At 70.2% G+C, this 15,547-nt stretch carries 14 protein-coding genes; 9 read left to right on the forward strand and 5 right to left on the reverse strand.

All coding sequences use genetic code 11. The features are described from left to right. Nucleotides 1–27: 27 nt before the first annotated feature. Together ACFV2X_RS04265 and ACFV2X_RS04270 are read left to right on the forward strand one after the other, a co-directional pair. Nucleotides 28–807, forward strand: a complete 780-nt coding sequence (locus tag ACFV2X_RS04265; RefSeq protein WP_385611180.1) for a hypothetical protein — start codon at nucleotides 28–30, stop codon at nucleotides 805–807. Next, nucleotides 726–959 (forward strand): hypothetical protein, encoded by a 234-nt coding sequence (locus ACFV2X_RS04270; protein WP_385611181.1) that lies wholly within the window; start codon nucleotides 726–728, stop codon nucleotides 957–959. The genes ACFV2X_RS04265 and ACFV2X_RS04270 overlap by 82 nt, the downstream gene beginning before the upstream one ends. Before the next feature lie 919 nt (nucleotides 960–1,878). Here ACFV2X_RS04270 and ACFV2X_RS04275 read toward each other — a convergent pair. Then, nucleotides 1,879–2,925 carry a LacI family DNA-binding transcriptional regulator gene (locus ACFV2X_RS04275; RefSeq protein WP_385611183.1) on the reverse strand — a complete coding sequence of 349 codons (1,047 nt, stop codon included), beginning with the start codon at nucleotides 2,923–2,925 and terminating at the stop codon, nucleotides 1,879–1,881. A 280-nt stretch (nucleotides 2,926–3,205) separates the two neighbouring features. Between ACFV2X_RS04275 and ACFV2X_RS04280 the strand changes: the two genes are divergently transcribed. The 5 genes from ACFV2X_RS04280 (at nucleotide 3,206) to ACFV2X_RS04300 (ending at nucleotide 9,915) form a co-directional block, all read left to right on the forward strand. Beyond that, on the forward strand, nucleotides 3,206–4,543 hold the full coding sequence (locus ACFV2X_RS04280; RefSeq protein ID WP_385611185.1) for an ABC transporter substrate-binding protein: 1,338 nt from the start codon (nucleotides 3,206–3,208) through the stop codon (nucleotides 4,541–4,543). 7 nt (nucleotides 4,544–4,550) lie between these two features. Next, nucleotides 4,551–5,576 (forward strand): carbohydrate ABC transporter permease, encoded by a 1,026-nt coding sequence (locus ACFV2X_RS04285; RefSeq protein WP_385611187.1) that lies wholly within the window; start codon nucleotides 4,551–4,553, stop codon nucleotides 5,574–5,576. 18 nt (nucleotides 5,577–5,594) lie between these two features. Beyond that, nucleotides 5,595–6,530 (forward strand): carbohydrate ABC transporter permease, encoded by a 936-nt coding sequence (locus ACFV2X_RS04290; protein ID WP_385611190.1) that lies wholly within the window; start codon nucleotides 5,595–5,597, stop codon nucleotides 6,528–6,530. Between the two features lie 145 nt (nucleotides 6,531–6,675). Next, on the forward strand, nucleotides 6,676–8,079 hold the full coding sequence (locus ACFV2X_RS04295; protein ID WP_385611193.1) for a GH1 family beta-glucosidase: 1,404 nt from the start codon (nucleotides 6,676–6,678) through the stop codon (nucleotides 8,077–8,079). 159 nt (nucleotides 8,080–8,238) lie between these two features. Then, nucleotides 8,239–9,915: a cytochrome bc complex cytochrome b subunit gene (locus ACFV2X_RS04300; protein WP_385611196.1), complete on the forward strand. Its 1,677-nt coding sequence runs from the start codon at nucleotides 8,239–8,241 to the stop codon at nucleotides 9,913–9,915. Here ACFV2X_RS04300 and ACFV2X_RS04305 read toward each other — a convergent pair. The 3 genes from ACFV2X_RS04305 to ACFV2X_RS04315 form a co-directional block, all read right to left on the reverse strand. Further along, nucleotides 9,909–11,168 carry a MalY/PatB family protein gene (locus ACFV2X_RS04305; RefSeq protein ID WP_385611198.1) on the reverse strand — a complete coding sequence of 420 codons (1,260 nt, stop codon included), beginning with the start codon at nucleotides 11,166–11,168 and terminating at the stop codon, nucleotides 9,909–9,911. The two genes, ACFV2X_RS04300 and ACFV2X_RS04305, sit on opposite strands and share 7 nt — an antisense overlap. Before the next feature lie 82 nt (nucleotides 11,169–11,250). After that, nucleotides 11,251–12,147: a spermidine synthase gene (locus ACFV2X_RS04310; RefSeq protein ID WP_385611201.1), complete on the reverse strand. Its 897-nt coding sequence runs from the start codon at nucleotides 12,145–12,147 to the stop codon at nucleotides 11,251–11,253. Nucleotides 12,148–12,193: 46 nt separating this feature from the next. Next, on the reverse strand, nucleotides 12,194–13,084 hold the full coding sequence (locus ACFV2X_RS04315) for a LysR family transcriptional regulator (RefSeq protein WP_385611203.1): 891 nt from the start codon (nucleotides 13,082–13,084) through the stop codon (nucleotides 12,194–12,196). 157 nt (nucleotides 13,085–13,241) lie between these two features. Between ACFV2X_RS04315 and ACFV2X_RS04320 the strand changes: the two genes are divergently transcribed. Both ACFV2X_RS04320 and ACFV2X_RS04325 read left to right on the forward strand, forming a co-directional pair. Then, nucleotides 13,242–13,631 carry a hypothetical protein gene (locus tag ACFV2X_RS04320; protein ID WP_385611206.1) on the forward strand — a complete coding sequence of 130 codons (390 nt, stop codon included), beginning with the start codon at nucleotides 13,242–13,244 and terminating at the stop codon, nucleotides 13,629–13,631. Then, complete coding sequence (locus ACFV2X_RS04325; protein ID WP_385611208.1) at nucleotides 13,624–15,246, forward strand: multicopper oxidase family protein; 1,623 nt, start codon at nucleotides 13,624–13,626, stop codon at nucleotides 15,244–15,246. Before ACFV2X_RS04320 ends, ACFV2X_RS04325 begins: the two co-directional genes overlap by 8 nt. Nucleotides 15,247–15,269: 23 nt before the next feature. On the opposite strand, the gene ACFV2X_RS04330 is transcribed toward ACFV2X_RS04325, so the two are convergent. Then, nucleotides 15,270–15,407: a hypothetical protein gene (locus ACFV2X_RS04330; protein WP_385611209.1), complete on the reverse strand. Its 138-nt coding sequence runs from the start codon at nucleotides 15,405–15,407 to the stop codon at nucleotides 15,270–15,272. Nucleotides 15,408–15,547 lie beyond the last annotated feature (140 nt).

Raw genomic sequence — 15,547 nt, forward strand, 5'->3', positions numbered from 1 at the left:
GCATGACAGCGCGAGGAGTTGCGTCGAATGAGCGACGTGGTGCGGATCGGCTCCAGGGCAAGCAAGCTGGCCAGAACGCAGGTCACAGAGTGGCTGACGCCCATCACCAGACGATTTCCCGACGTCCGCTTCAAGCGGGAGGTTGTCCTCGAAGGCGGCGATCAGGACCGCGTCACGGCCACCCTCGCCGAAGTAGCGAAGACCACTGGCGGGTCTGCGTTCTCCACCAACCAGGAACAAGCTCTGATCACCGGCAGAGTCGATGTGATCGTGCAGTCCCTCAAGGACTTGCCCACAACGGTCTACGAGGGCACGACCCTGTTGGCACCCCCAGGCCCCCGCGAGGACGTTCGGGACGTGCTGTGCGGAGCCACCCTCGACACCCTTCCCCAGGGCGCTCGGGTAGGGACGGGAGCCCCACGTCGCATCGGTCAACTCCTCGCGCTCCGCCCGGACCTGGAACTCGTCCCCATTCGCGGCAACGTACCCGGACGGTTGGCCCGCGCCACCAAGGGCGGCCTCCACGCGGTCGTTCTGGCCGCGGCGGGGTTGAACCGGCTCGGCCTGATGCCCGAGGTCCACCAGATTCTGGACCCGGCCGTCTGCCCCCGTCCCCCGGACAGGGCGCGCTCGGCATCCAGGTCCGCACCGACTCCCCGGCCGCCCGGCTCCTGGCCGGAACCGGAGACCCGCAGGTCGATGCATGCGTCCGCGCCGAACGCGCCTTGCTGGCCGAACTTCACGGAGGCTGCTCCGTTCCCGTCGGGGCATGGGGCAGGATCGGACCCGACGGTCTGCTGCATCTGAACGCCGCCGTGACCTCGCTGAACGGAACCACGCAGATCACGGCGGCCGGCAGTGGGCCGGTGGATGATCCGGAGAAGCTCGGTTACTGCATTGCCGCCGATCTCCTCGCGCAGGGTGCGGCGGACATCCTGGCCGAGATCAGAAAGCCCTGAGCTCGCGGGGTGCGGGTGGGGGTGCGCTCCGCGGTGGCTGCGCTTCGCTGCGCGGTGGGCTTCGCTGCGCTTCGCCCGCGCCTGTGCGCCATCTCGCGGCATTCAGCTCACGCGGGCGCGGCTTTCGTCTCGGACCCTCCGGGTCCAAAGCGCCAGCGAGAAGGGGGAAGAGGGGCGGCTGCCCCAACGTCCCGATTCCTCAGCCCGGCAGGCAGCTGAGCTCAAAGAGGCTCCGCTGCGCTCCGCCGCAGCTGCTGCCGCGCGGTGGCCGATCGAGGGCACCAGCGGTGCGCTAGATCGGGGGCGTGGGAGCGCGACGGATGGGCGAGCACCGGGGGACGGGATCGCCCTGGGACGGGATCGCCCCTCCCCCCACCTGCTCTCAGAAAAACACTTGATGCAGTACTTGATGCAGAGCAAGCACTTTTTTAAGAGCAGGCGGGTGGAAGGCCCGAACCGGACCCCTTGGGCTGGACGGCGACGAAGCCCCCGGCGCCCCCGCTCCTTCCCGCTGTTGGCCGCTGTGCGCCGAAGGCGCGAGACGATGCCCGACGCGGCGTTAGGACCATGCCGTCCAGCGGTTGCTGGCCCGTTCGTCGCGCTCGCGCACCCAGTCGAGCGCACCGCTGGACTGACCGGCTTGGCCACCGCGCGGCAGCAGCCGCGGCGGAGCGCAGCGGAGCCAGTCCTGAGCTCAACCACCCGCCGGGCCGAGGAACCAGAACAACGGGTCGGCCGCCCCCTTCCCCCCTCCTGCTGGCGCTTTGGACCCGGAGGGTCCGAGACGAAACCCGCACCCGCCCGAACCGAATGCCGCGAGACGGCGCACAGGCGCAGGCGAGGCGAAGCGCAGCCCACGCGAGGCGAAGCGCAGCGCACCCGCCGCAGATGTGGGCGGCGACGGCACCTACAACGACCCCTACGACGACCCCCGCCGCACCAGCTCAGTCGGCAGCACCAGCTGCGGCCGCTTCGACGTGCGCTCGCCCTGGGACTCGATCTCCTCCAGCAGCACCCGAACCATGGCCCGCCCCATCTCCTCCGTGGTCTGCCGGACACTGGTCAGCGGCGGGTCCATATGGCGGGCGACGGCCGAGTCCTCGAAGCCGACGAGGGCCACGTCGTCCGGCACCCGGAGGCCCTGTTCGCGCAGCACCTGGCGGGCGCCGGCGGCCATCACGTCGGAGGCCGCGAAGACGGCGTCGAGGTCCGGGTGGCGCTCCAGCAGCTCGCGCATCGCCCGGCGGCCGCCCTCCTCGGTGAAGTCGGCGGCCACGATCAGCGCCGGGTCCACTTCCTGACCCGCCGCCTGGATCGCCGCGCGATAGCCGTCGAGGCGGCACTGCGCCACGTACATGTCCAGCGGCCCGGTGATCGTGGCGACCGTGGCGCGCCCGCGCCCGATCAGGTGCTCGACCGCGGACTGGGCACCGCCCGTGTTGTCGCAGTCGACGTACGGCACCGATTCATGGGCGGAGCGGCGGCCGCTGAGCACCGCGGGCATCTCTATGCGCTCCAGCAGGTCGGGCAGCGGGTCGTCCGCGTGCACGGAGACCAGCAGCACCCCGTCGACCCGGTGCGCCGAAAGGTACTCGGCGAAGCGCTGGCGCTCCTTGGGGGTGCGCAGGAGGGTCAGCAGCAGTTGGAGATCGGCCTCGGCGAGCTCGGCGCCGACGCCGCGGATGATGTCCGAGAAGTAGGGCTCGGCGAAGAGCCGGGTCTCGGGCTCGGGGATCACCAGGGCGACCGCGTCGGCGCGGTTGGCGGCCAGTGCGCGGGCCACCCGGTTGGGCACGTACCCGAGCTCGGCGACCGCCTGCTCGACCGCCGTACGGGTGCGGTCGCTGACCCTCGGCGAGCCGTTGATCACCCGGGACACGGTGCCGCGGCCCACCCCCGCGCGGGCCGCGACCTCTTCGAGCGTGGGCCTCGAGCGCCCCACGCCGCGCCGTCGGGTTCCTGCCATTTCGCGCCTCCAGCCGTCCGGTACACCGAGCAGAACCACCCCGCGTGGGGAGCTGTTGGGCCATTCAACAGCAGGAGTGGGACCGAAAAGTTTCCGCATGCTCCCTTGACACCCCAGCGGGGAGCCGCAACCCTTCAACACATCAACCTGGGAGCGCTCCCACAGTACCTGAGCCATACATAACCCGCACGTTGCCCGCCCGCGCCGATGCACCACAAACCCCCACGCAATGCGACCTTTTGGCCGGGACCGGTACGTCAGGGCGTCAAGGAGGACGTGAATGTTCAGAAGTTCTGGTACGTACCGACGGCGGGCCGTGACCCTCGCGGCCGTGGCGGCGCTCGGCGCCGGGTTACTCGCGGGCTGCGCCGACGACAGCGACGACGAGACCGGCTCGTCCGGTGGTGGCAAGGGCGGCAACAAGGGGGGAACGACCATCACGGTCGGCACCTTCGGCGTCTTCGGCTACAAGCAGGCCGGGCTTTATGACGAGTACGTGAAGCTCCACCCCGATATCAACATCGAGGAAACGTCGATCGAGCGGAACGAGAACTACTATCCGCAGCTGCTGACCCACCTGGGCGCCGGCAGCGGCCTGGCCGACATCCAGGCCATCGAGATCGCCAATATCAAGGAGATCACCACCACCCAGGCCGACAAGTTCGTCGACCTCTCCAAGGCGCCCGGGGTCAAGAAGGAGAACTGGCTGTCCTGGAAGTGGGCCCAGGGCAGCACCGAGGACGGCCGGACGATCGGTCTGGGCACCGATATCGGCCCGATGGCCATCTGCTACCGCAAGGACCTCTTCCAGCAGGCCGGGCTGCCCACCGACCGCACCGAGGTCGCCAAGCTGTGGGCAGGCGACTGGAACAAGTACATCGAAACCGGCAAGAGGTACATGAAGAAGGCGCCCGGCGACACCACCTTCGTGGACTCCGCCGGCGGCGTCTACAACGCGGTGATCTCCGGCAACGCCAAGCGCTATTACGACGAGAGCGGCAAGATCATCTACAAGGACAGCCCTGCCGTGAAGGAGGCGTGGAACCTTGCGACCACCGCCTCCGAGGACAAGCTGACCGCCAAGCTCCAGCAGTTCCAGAAGTCCTGGGACCAGGCCTACGCGAACGGCAAGTTCGCCACCGTCTCCTGCCCGCCGTGGATGCTGGGCTACATCAAGGAGAAGTCCGGGGACAAGGCCAAGGACAAGTGGGACGTGGCCGCGGCCCCCAGGCCCGGCAACTGGGGCGGTGCCTTCATCGGCGTGCCGAAGGCGGCCAAGCACCAGGAGGAGGCGATCAAGCTCGCCGCCTGGCTGACCGCCCCCGAGCAGCAGGCCAAGGTCTTCGAGAAGCAGAGCAGCTGGCCGAGCTCGCAGGCCGCGTACAGCCTGCCCCAGGTGGGCGGCGCCAAGCACCCGTACTTCGACAACGCGCCCACCGGCAAGATCTTCGCCGAGGCCGCGAAGGGCATTCCGACCCAGATCCTCGGCCCGAAGGACGCCATCATCGGGCAGAACATCTCGGACATCGGGCTGCTCCAGGTGGACCAGCAGGGCAAGTCCCCCAAGGACGCCTGGAAGGCCGCCACCAAGACGATCGACAACGCACTGGACCAGTGATCCCGGGATGACACCCCCTTCCGGTTTCACTGCTGGTACGGCCGCGCCCCCCACAGGGCAGGGGGGCGCGGCCCCGCGCGCCGCGGCCGCCAAGGCTCCCGATCCGGGCGAGGAGCGGCGGCGCGCCCGGCGCAGCCGCCGCTACCGCTGGGACATCAAGTACTCCCCGTACGCCTTCGTCGCCCCGTTCTTCCTCTTCTTCGCGGCCTTCGGGCTCTTCCCGCTGCTCTACACGGGCTGGGCCTCGCTGCACCGGGTGGAGCTCACCGACCCCACCCATATGGAGTGGGCGGGGTGGCACAACTACTCCCGGCTGTGGGACGACGAATTCTTCTGGAACGCGCTGCAGAACACCTTCACCATCGGGGTGATCTCAACCGTTCCGCAGCTGCTGATGGCCCTGGGCCTCGCGCACCTGCTGAACTACAAGCTGCGCGGCTCGATGTTCTTCCGGGTGGCGATCCTCACCCCGTACGCCACCTCGGTGGCCGCCGCGACGCTGGTGTTCGTGCTGCTCTTCGGGCGCGACTACGGCATGATCAACTGGGCGCTCGGGTTCCTCGGGATCAACAACATCGACTGGCAGAACGGCACCTGGACCTCGCAGCTCGCGGTGTCCACCATCGTCATCTGGCGGTGGACCGGCTACAACGCGCTGATCTATCTGGCCGCCATGCAGGCCGTGCCGAACGATCTGTACGAGTCGGCGGCGCTGGACGGCGCCTCGCGCTGGCAGCAGTTCATCAACGTCACCATCCCCTCGCTGCGGCCCACGATCCTCTTCACCGTCGTCGTCTCGACGATCGGGGCCACCCAGCTCTTCGGTGAGCCGCTGCTGTTCAACGGCGCCGCCGGGGCCACCGGAGGCCCCGACCACCAGTACCAGACGCTCGGCCTGTACCTGTACGAGCAGGGCTGGGTGAACCTCCACCTCGGCCGGGCCTCCGCGATCGCCTGGACGATGTTCCTGATCCTGCTGCTGATCGCCGCCGCCAACGCGATCGTGGCCCGTCGGCTGCGCAAGAGCCAGTGAGTTGCCCGAGGGAGAACCATGAGCGCTGTTATCTCTTCCGGTAGGGCCGCCAAGGCCACCGAGGGCGGGGGGAGCCCGGACAGGAAGGCCAGAAAGGCGAGAAGAGGGGACAAGGGGGCCAAGGGCGCCGGCCGGCAGCTGCACGGCGGCAAGATCACCTATGCCGTGCTGACCCTGTTCACCATCGGCTCGCTCTTCCCGCTGGTGTGGACGGCCATCGCCGCCTCCCGCACCAACACCCGGCTCGCCGAGACGCCACCGCCCTTCTGGTTCGGCGGCAATCTCTTCAAGAACCTGGACACGGCGTGGAGCGATGCCAACATGGGCACCGCGCTGCTCAACACCACCATCGTGGCGGGGACCATCGCGGCCGGCACCGTGCTGTTCTCGACCGTCGCGGGCTTCGCCTTCGCCAAGCTGCGCTTCCGGTTCAAGAACCTGCTGCTGATGCTGACCATCGGGACGATGATGGTGCCGCCCCAGCTGAGCGTGGTCCCGCTGTACATGGCCATCGCCAAGCTGGAGTGGACCGACCAGTTGCAGGCGGTCATCCTGCCCACGCTGGTCAGCGCCTTCGGGGTGTTCTTCATGCGGCAGTATCTGACCCAGGCGCTGCCGACCGAGCTGATCGAGGCCGCGCGGGTGGACGGCGCCAGCAGTCTGCGGATCATCTGGCACGTCGTCTTCCCGGTGGCGCGTCCGGCCATGGCCGTACTGGGTATGCTCACCTTCGTCCAGGCGTGGAACGACTTCTTCTGGCCCATCATCGCTCTCACCCAGGCCGGCAACCCGACCGTGCAGGTGGCCCTGACGGGCCTCGGCCGCGGCTATACCGTCGACCAGTCGCTGATCATGGCCGGCGCGTTACTCGGTACCCTGCCGCTGCTGATCGCCTTCGTCCTCTTCGGCAAGCAGATCGTCGGAGGCATCATGCAGGGCGCGGTCAAGGGCTGACGGCCCGCAAAGCGCCCTGCCCCACCAGACCCGGCGCGCCGGTCACGACCTGGCCGGCGCGCCGTGACCCACCCGTACCGTCTCACCTCACCCAAGATCACCCTCCCTTCCGCCCCGCACCACAACATCGAATGGGAGCGCTTCCATGACGCTGACCTTCCCGCCCGGCTTCCTGTGGGGTTCGGCCGCCGCCTCCTACCAGGTCGAGGGCGCCGCCCAGGAGGACGGCCGCACCCCGTCCATCTGGGACACCTTCAGCCATACGCCAGGCAAGACGCTCGGCGGCGACACCGGTGACATCGCCATCGACCAGTACCACCGCTTCCGTGACGACGTCCGCCTGATGTCCGAGCTGGGCATGGGCGCGTACCGCTTCTCGGTCTCCTGGTCCCGCGTCCAGCCCACCGGCCGCGGGCCCGCCGTGCAGCGCGGGCTCGACTTCTACCGCTCGCTGGTCGACGAGCTGCTGGCGGCCGGGATCCAGCCGGCGCTGACCCTCTACCACTGGGATCTGCCCCAGGAGCTGGAGAACACCGGCGGCTGGCCGGAGCGCGAGACCGCCGAGCGGTTCGCCGAGTACGCCGGGATCGTGGCCGACGCGCTGGGCGACCGCGTCGAGTTCTGGATCACCCTCAACGAGCCGTGGTGCAGCGCGTTCCTCGGCTATGGCTCCGGGGTGCACGCCCCGGGCCGCACCGAACGGCTCGCCCCGCTGCGCGCCGCCCACCACCTCAACCTCGCCCATGGCCTCGGCGCCCAGGCGCTGCGTGCCGCGCTGCCCGCCCGCGCCCAGATCGCCATCAGCCTCAACCCGGCGGTGGTCAGGCCGCTCACCCAGCAGCCCCAGGACCTGGACGCGCAGCGGCGCATCGACGCGCTCGCCAACCGGGTCTTCTCGGGCCCGCTGCTGCGCGGCGCCTATCCGAGCGACCTGATCGCGGACACCGCCGCCATCACCGACTGGTCCTTCGTACGGGACGGCGACCTCGCCGCCATCAAGCACCCCCTCGACGCACTGGGCATCAACTACTACACGCCCTCCCTGGTGTCGGCCGCCACCGGCGACGGGCCCGCCACCCGCAACGACGGCCACGGCGCCAGCGAGCACTCCCCCTGGCCGGGCTCGGAGCGGGTGGCCTTCCACCAGACGCCGGGCGAGCGCACCGAGATGGGCTGGACGGTCGACCCGACCGGACTGCACGAGCTGCTGATGCGCTACACCCGCGAGGCGCCGGGCGTACCGCTGTACATCACCGAGAACGGTGCCGCCTACGACGACAAGCCGGACGCGGACGGTGTGGTCCACGACCCGGAGCGGATCGACTATCTGCGCGCCCATCTGGCCGCCGCCCACCGCGCCATCGCGGACGGCGCCGATCTGCGCGGCTACTTCCTGTGGTCGCTGATGGACAACTTCGAGTGGGCGTACGGCTACAGCAAGCGGTTCGGCGCGGTCTACGTCGACTATCCGACCCAGACCCGCGTGCCCAAGGCCAGCGCCCACTGGTACGGACAGGTGGCCCGTACGGGTGAGGTAGCGGACGTGTAGGCCCTAGGACCCGGTCGCGCCCGGCGACCGGGTCGAGCCCGTACCGGCATACGGGCGTGCCTTTCCTCCGTACGGCCTACGCGGGCCCGCCGCGCATGGTCGCCGAGCGGAATGTGCTGGTAAATCTGGCATATCCATACTCGGTGACGAGGGTGAGGCATGAGAGCAGAACCGGGGCGCCGACCGACCGCACACGAAGCCGGACCCAGCCGGACCCGGGGCCGGGTGGGCAAGGGGGAAGCTCTCGCCGACTGGTTCGACGGGCGAATCGGCCTCTTCAAGATGGGCAAGGCCCAGCTGAGAAAGGTCTTCCCGGACCACTGGTCCTATCTGATCGGCGAAATCGCCCTCTACTCCTTTCTCATCATCATTCTGACCGGCGTCTACCTCACCATGTTCTTCGAACCCAGCATGGGTGAGGTCGTCTATCACGGCTCATACACGCCCATGGACGGCATCCGCATGTCCGAGGCGTTTGAGTCCACCTTGAACATCAGCTTCGATGTACGCGGCGGACTGCTCATGCGGCAGATCCACCACTGGGCGGCGATCATCTTCGTGGCGAGCATGCTCGTCCATATGATGCGCACCTTCTTCAACGGCGTCTTCCGCAAACCGCGCGAAATCAACTGGCTCTCCGGCGCCGGCCTGCTGATCCTCGGCATGTTCGACGGATTCATGGGCTACTCCCTGCCCGACGATCTGCTCTCGGGTACGGGGATGCGCTTTTTGGAGGGCGCGGTGCTGTCGGTGCCGATCGTCGGCACCTATCTGACGATGTTCATCTTCGGCGGACAGTTCCCCGGCGACATCATCATTCCGCGGCTGTTCACCGTCCACATCCTGCTGATCCCCGGCATCATGCTCGGACTGCTCGCGGTCCATATGATCCTGCTCGTCTACCACAAGCACACGCACAACATCGGACCGGGCAGAAGGGACACGAATATCGTCGGGCCGCCCCTGTGGCCCATCTATGTCGCCAAGTCCGGCGGTTTCTTCTTTCTCGTCTTCGGCGTCCTCGTCATCATGTCGGCCATCGCCCAGGTCAATCCGGTCTGGCTCTTCGGCCCCTACCGCCCCGACCAGGTGTCCACCGACGCCCAGCCCGACTGGTACATGGGGTTCTCCGAGGGCCTGATCCGTGTGATGCCGGGCTGGGAGATCAATCTGTGGGGCCACACCCTGGTCCTGGGGGTGTTCATCCCCCTGGTGATCTTTCCGATGGTGCTGCTGGCCATCTGGCTCTACCCGTTCATCGAGGCGTGGATCACCGGCGACAAGCGCGAGCACCACCTCAACGAACGCCCCCGCAACGCCCCGAGCCGCACCGCCTTCGGGGCCGCCTGGATCGGGCTGTACGTGGTCCTGCTGGTCGAGGGCGGCAACGACCTTTTCGCCACGCACTTCGACCTGTCGCTGAACGCCGTCACCTGGGGCAACCGGATCGCCTTCTTCGTGGTGCCGGTGATCGTCTTCATCGTGACCAAGCGGTGGTGCATCGGCCTCCAGCGGCGGGACCGGGAGAAGGTGCTGCACGGCCGCGAGACCGGCATCATCAAGCGCCTCTCACACGGCGAGTACGTCGAGATCCACGAGCCGCTGACCCAGGCCGAGCGGTACACCCTGGTCGCCCACGACCAGCCCGTCCCGATCGAAGCGCCCGCGGAGGTCGACGAGGCCGGGGTCCCCCGGAAGGTCTCCCGGAGGGAGAAGCTGCGCGCCAGGCTGTCCCGCAGCTACTTCGGCCCGCGCGGGCAGATCCCCAAGGCGACGGTGGAGGAGTACCGGGAACACCACCACGAGGAGCCCGAGGAGCGCGAACCGGCTCACTGACCCGAGGGCCCGCCGCGCCGGCGCACCGCGCTTCCCATCCTGGTCAGCGCCTCGCGCAGGATGTCCGGTGAGGTCGCGAAGTTGAGCCGTACGCACCCCGCGCCGCCGGAGCCGAACACATGTCCTGAGCTGAGGGCGACTCGGGCCTCGTCCAGGAACATCTTCGCGGGTCCGGCCATTTCGCTCACCACGCCGGGGCCGTCGGCCTGCCGATCGCCGTGCAGTCCAAGACCGGTGCAGTCCAGCCAGGCGAGGTAGGTGGCCTGGGGCGGGTGATACCGCACCTCGGGGAGGTGTTCTTCGACGAGCTGCCCCAGCAGGCTCCGGTTGGCATCGAGCCCGAGCAGCAGTTCGTCGAGCCAGTCCCCGCCGTCGCGGAAGGCCGTGGTGTGGGCGATGATCCCCAGATGGCTCGGGCCGTGACCGACCTCTTCGGGCATACGCCGAAGGTCGTCGGCGGCCTCGGCGCCCGCGATGGCCACGGCGGCCTTGAGCCCGGCGAGGTTCCATGCCTTGGACGCGGAGGTCAGCGCGAAGGCGTTCTCGGATCCTGGGACGCTGAGAAACGGGGTGAAGGCGGCCCCGGGCAGCACCACGGGCGCGTGGATCTCATCGGACACCACCCTCACCCCGTGCTCCCGGGCGAGCCGCGCGACCGCCTCCAGCTCCTCGCGGGTGTGGACGACACCGGTCGGGTTGTGCGGGTTGCTCATGAGGAACGCGGCGCGGCGGCCGTGGCTCCGCGCCCGTACGAACGCCTCTTCCAGGGCGTCGAGGTCGATCCGCAGATCCGGACCGAGCCGCGCCTCGACGACGTCCCTGGCGTCGTGGGAGACGAACGCGTAGAAGGGCGGGTACACCGGCGAACACACGACGACCGCGTCCCCGGGGTCGGTTATCAGCCGGAGCACTTCGACGATGCCCAGCATGACGTCCGGCACGATCGCCGTGTGCTCGATCCGCAGTCCGTCCCACCGCCACCGCTCGCGGGCGAACTCCCCCAGAGCCTCGGCGTAGGCGGTCCCGTACGGGTAGCCGGTGTCGCCTGCGTCGATGGCGGTGTGCAGCGCTTCGGCGACGGGGGCAGCCAGCGGCACATCCATCTCCGCCACCCACAGCGGAAGCACGTCCTCGGGGTGCGCCCGCCACTTCATGCTGGTGCGCTTGCGCAGCTGCTCCAGAGACAGCCGCGCCAGGGGGTCGGTCCGAGTGTTCTGCGACGCCTGAGAATCCGCACGCTTCATGCGATCCATCACACCACGCTCCCCTGTCCGCGAAGAGGGCTGTGCGCCGGCCCGGTCAGTCGCCCAGTCGGTCGCCCGGTCGGTCGCCCGGTCAGTCGAAGACCTCCGGCGGCGGCGCCGGGGAGGGCGCGGCGGTCGCGTCGGTGACCGGGGCCGCGCCGCCGGTGAAGTCCGCGAGCGCGCGGCCGTGTTCGGTCCGCGCCGGGTGGGGGTCCCCGGCGGCGCGGCGGGTCAGCTCGGCGAGGGGCAGCTCGCGGTCGGCGGCCAGCAGCACGGCGTTGCCGAAGCGGCGGCCGCGTAGCACGGCGGGGTCGGCGGTCAGCGACAGCTGCGCGAACGCCGCGCGCGCGGTGGCGACCTGGGCTCGCAGATGGGCGAGCGGCGGGCCGTCCGCGATATTGGCGGCGTACAGCCCGTCGGGGCGCAGCACCCGGCGCACCTCGGCCAGGAACTCCACGCTGGTGAGATGGGCCGGGGTGCGGGCCCCGCTGAAGACATCGGCGATGATCAGGTCGGCCCAGCCGTCGGGCACCTTGCCCAGGCCCGCCCGCGCGTCCGCACCGCGCACCCGGATCCGGTCGGCGGGGTTCAGCGGCAGTTCGCGCCGTACGAACTGGACGAGCGGCGCGTCGACCTCGACCACCTGCTGGGTGGAGCGGGGCCGGGTCGCCGCGATATAGCGGGCGAGCGTGAAGGCGCCGCCGCCGAGGTGGACGGCGTGGACCGGGCGGCCGGGCGGGGCGGCGAGATCGGCGATATGGCCGAGCCTGCGCTGGTACTCGAAGTCCAAGTACGACGGGTCGTCGAGGTCCACATGCGACTGCGGCTTGCCGTCCACCAGCAGGGTCCAGGCGCGCGGCCGGTCCCGGTCGGGCACCAGCTCGGCGAGCCCGCCGTCCACCGGCGCGGCGACCGGCTCCAGGGCACGCCCCCGCGCCGACCCCCGCTCCCGCGTGGCCGGCCCCCGCTTCCGTACGCCCTTCGCCATGCGCTCCAGTATGCGATGGGCGGTACGGGTCACCGGCGGCGGCCGGTCACCGGCCCACGGCCGCTCCCCCGCCGTTCCAGTCCCAGCCGACGATCCCGTCGCGCATCAGCCGGGCCGCGGCCGACAGATGGCCGGAGGCGGGCCGGACGAGGGTGAGGGTGCGGCGGCAGTCGGGGCTGTCGATATCGGCCCAGGCCACGGGAACGGGTTCGGCGAGGCGGCGGGCGAAGGCCGGGTTGAGGCCGATGCCGAGCCCGGCGCTGATCAGCGCCTGGATGGCGCCGGGCTCATCGCCCTCGCAGACGATCCGCGGCACCAGACCGCGCCCGGCGAACAACCGCTCCAGCAGCCGCCGCAGCCAGTGCCCCTGATGGGTCGTGATGAAGGGCTCGTCGGCGAGCTCGTCGATGCCCACCGAGGCGCGGCCGGCCAGCGGATGGCCGAGCGGCACGGCCAGCACCACCGGCTCGTCGAGCAGCCGGACCGTCTCCAGCTCCAGGTCGTCGGCGGGAATCGGCTGCGAGGCGACGCACAGGTCCACCTCCTGGGCGCGCAGCCGGCGGGCCATCTCCTCGACGGGCATCTGGTAGAGCTCGATCTCGACGGACGGGTGGGCGCGTTTGAAGGCCGCGAGCGGTCCCGTGAGGGCGAGGAAGGTCTCCGAGGCGAGGCGGACGGTGCCGAACCCCTCGCCGACGGTCTCCGCGACGGCCCGCCGCCCCGCTTCCAGTTCACCGAGGGAGCGCTCGACATGGGCGCGGAAGACCCGCCCCGCGTCGTTGAGCCGCAGCCGTCCGGCCCGGTCGAAGAGCGGGGTGCCCAGCTCGGCCTCGAGCCGGGCGATGGTGCGGCTCAACGACGGCTGAGCGATGCGCAGTTCCCCGGCCGCGCGGCTGAGGTGCTCCAGTCGCGCCACGACCAGGAACTGTCTGAGCATGGTGAGGTCCACGGCCCCGCCCCTCTCCCTTTCACCTTCTGCCGTCATACCTGCAAAGTCATAGCAGTATAGCGATATTGATCTTAGACACCATAGACAGCGAGTTATAGCGTCACAGGCGTTCCCGCTTCGAGGAGAGAAAGTGAGGGGACGCCATATGACCACCGCGATACTGCGGGCCGTCGTCAGCGCGCATCTGGTCGCGATCGTCGGGCAACCCGTGTTCGCCGGCATCTATCTCAGCGGCAACTACGACGGACTGCGCCTGCATGCCGACGGCGCCAATGTCGTCACCTCCCTGGGCTATGTGCAGCTCATCGTGGCCGCCGTCCTATGGGTGCGGCTGCGCCGGGCCTGGCCGTTCCTGGTGACGCTGGCGCTGGCGGCGGCCGAGACCGTGCAGTACTTCGCCGGAATGGACGGCGCGCTGTGGCTGCATCTGCCGCTGGGGGTGATGACCATCGCCGGGCTCGTGGTGCAGTTCATCGCCGTATGGCGCCGTCCGGTGACGGAGCAGGCGGAGGGGACGGAGGTGCGGCATGCGTGAGCCGTCTCCTCTGCGGACAGGCGATCTGACGCGGCGCCGGGCACTCGGCATCGGCGGGGCGCTGGGGCTGCTGGCGGCCGGCGGGCTCGGGGTCTCGGCGGCGCTGGCGCGCCATCCGTCCCTCACCGGCGCCGAGTTGCGCAGCGCGGTGCCGCTGCCGCCCGCGTTCCGGGTGCCGCTGCCGCTGCCGTCCGTACTGCGGCCGGTCGACAGCTCGGGCGGCGCCGACCGCTACGAGATCACCCAGCGTGCCGTCGACCTGGAGATCCTGCCCGGGGTACGGACGCCGATGTGGACCTACGACGGCACCTTCCCGGGGCCGACCATCGAGTCGCGGCGCGGCAGGCGCGTCACGATCACGCACCGCAACGAGCTGCCGGTGCCGACCGTGGTGCATCTGCACGGCGGACGGACCCGCCCCGAGTCCGACGGCTACCCCACCGACCTCGTCCTGCCCGCGGGGTGGCCGGACGGCGGCCACGATATGCACGGGATGAGCGGGAAAGGCGGCATGCCGTCGATGCACGATCCGCGGGCGGTGACGACCCGGCTGACACGGCAGTACACCTATCCGCTGGAGCAGCGCCCGACCATGCTCTGGTACCACGACCACCGGATGGACTTCACCGCGCCCGCGATCTGGCGCGGCCTGGCCGGGCTGCATCTGGTGCGCGACGACGCCGAGGAAGCCCTCGGACTGCCCTCCGGCCGGCGCGAACTCCCCCTGATGATCGCGGATCGGGCGTTCGACGCCGACGGCGGCCTCGCCTACCCCGCCCTCGACCCGGCCCTGCGGGAGCGGCCCGGCGTCCGCGAGCCCTACGCGGCCGGCGTCCTCGGCGACGTCATCCTCGTCAACGGCGCGCCATGGCCCGTCCACGAGGTCGACGCGGCCCGGTACCGGCTGCGGATCCTGAATGGCTCCAACGCCCGCCACTACGAGCTGGAGGCGGTGACGGACGACGGGCGGCGGCTCGATCTCGTCCAGGTCGGGGGCGACCAAGGGCTGCTCGCGGCCCCCGTCACCCACCGTCGGCTGCCGCTCGCCCCGGCCGAACGCTACGACGTGGTCGTCGACTTCGCCGACGTACCGGTCGGCGGCCGCGTCCGCCTCCTCAACCGGCTGGGCTCCGGCCGCACCCGCGAGGTGATGGCCTTCCGGGTCGCGCGCCGGGCCGCCGACGACAGCCGGGTGCCCCGGGTCCTCGCCACCGACCTGCCGCGCTGGCGCCGCTCGGAGGCCGCCCGGGTCCGGGAGTTCGCGTTCCGGGCCGGACGGATGCACGGCGGCCGGGGCTGGCTGATCGGCGGGCTGCCGTTCGACCCCGCCCGCGCGGACGTCACCACCCGCCTTGGCGACATCGAGGTGTGGCGGCTGATCGCGGACGTGCACCATCCCGTGCATCTGCATCTGGTGGGCTTCCGGATCCTCTCCCGCGGCGGGCGCCCGCCGCTCCCCCACGACGCGGGCCTCAAGGACACCGTCTCGCTACGGCCGGGCGAATCGGCGGAGATCATCACCCGCTTCGACGGCTACCGGGGCCGCTACCTGTTCCACTGCCACAACGCCGAGCACGAGGACATGGGCATGATGGCCAACCTCCACGTCGCCTGAACCGGCTCATCGGCGCCCGCCGGTCACTGGCAGCGGTCGACGGCCTCGATGAGGCGGGCGGCCTCCCCGAGCGCGGCGCGCAGCTCGGCGGGGTCGGTCACTCCGGTGTACGTATCGCCCGGCGGCACCAGCCAGCCGGTGCCGGTCAGCGGCGGCGACACCGTGCCGCCGCCGCTCTCCTCGTCGCCGCCCTCGGCGGCGCCGCCCGCGGCGGCGCCCCCCCGGCTCAGGCGGACCCCCCCCCCACCGGCGGTCTCATATAAAAAAAAGTAGCATCCGACGATTTAGGGGGTGTAAATCT

The sequence above is a fragment of the Streptomyces sp. NPDC059679 genome (assembly GCF_042734105.1).
GTDB lineage: Bacteria > Actinomycetota > Actinomycetes > Streptomycetales > Streptomycetaceae > Streptomyces.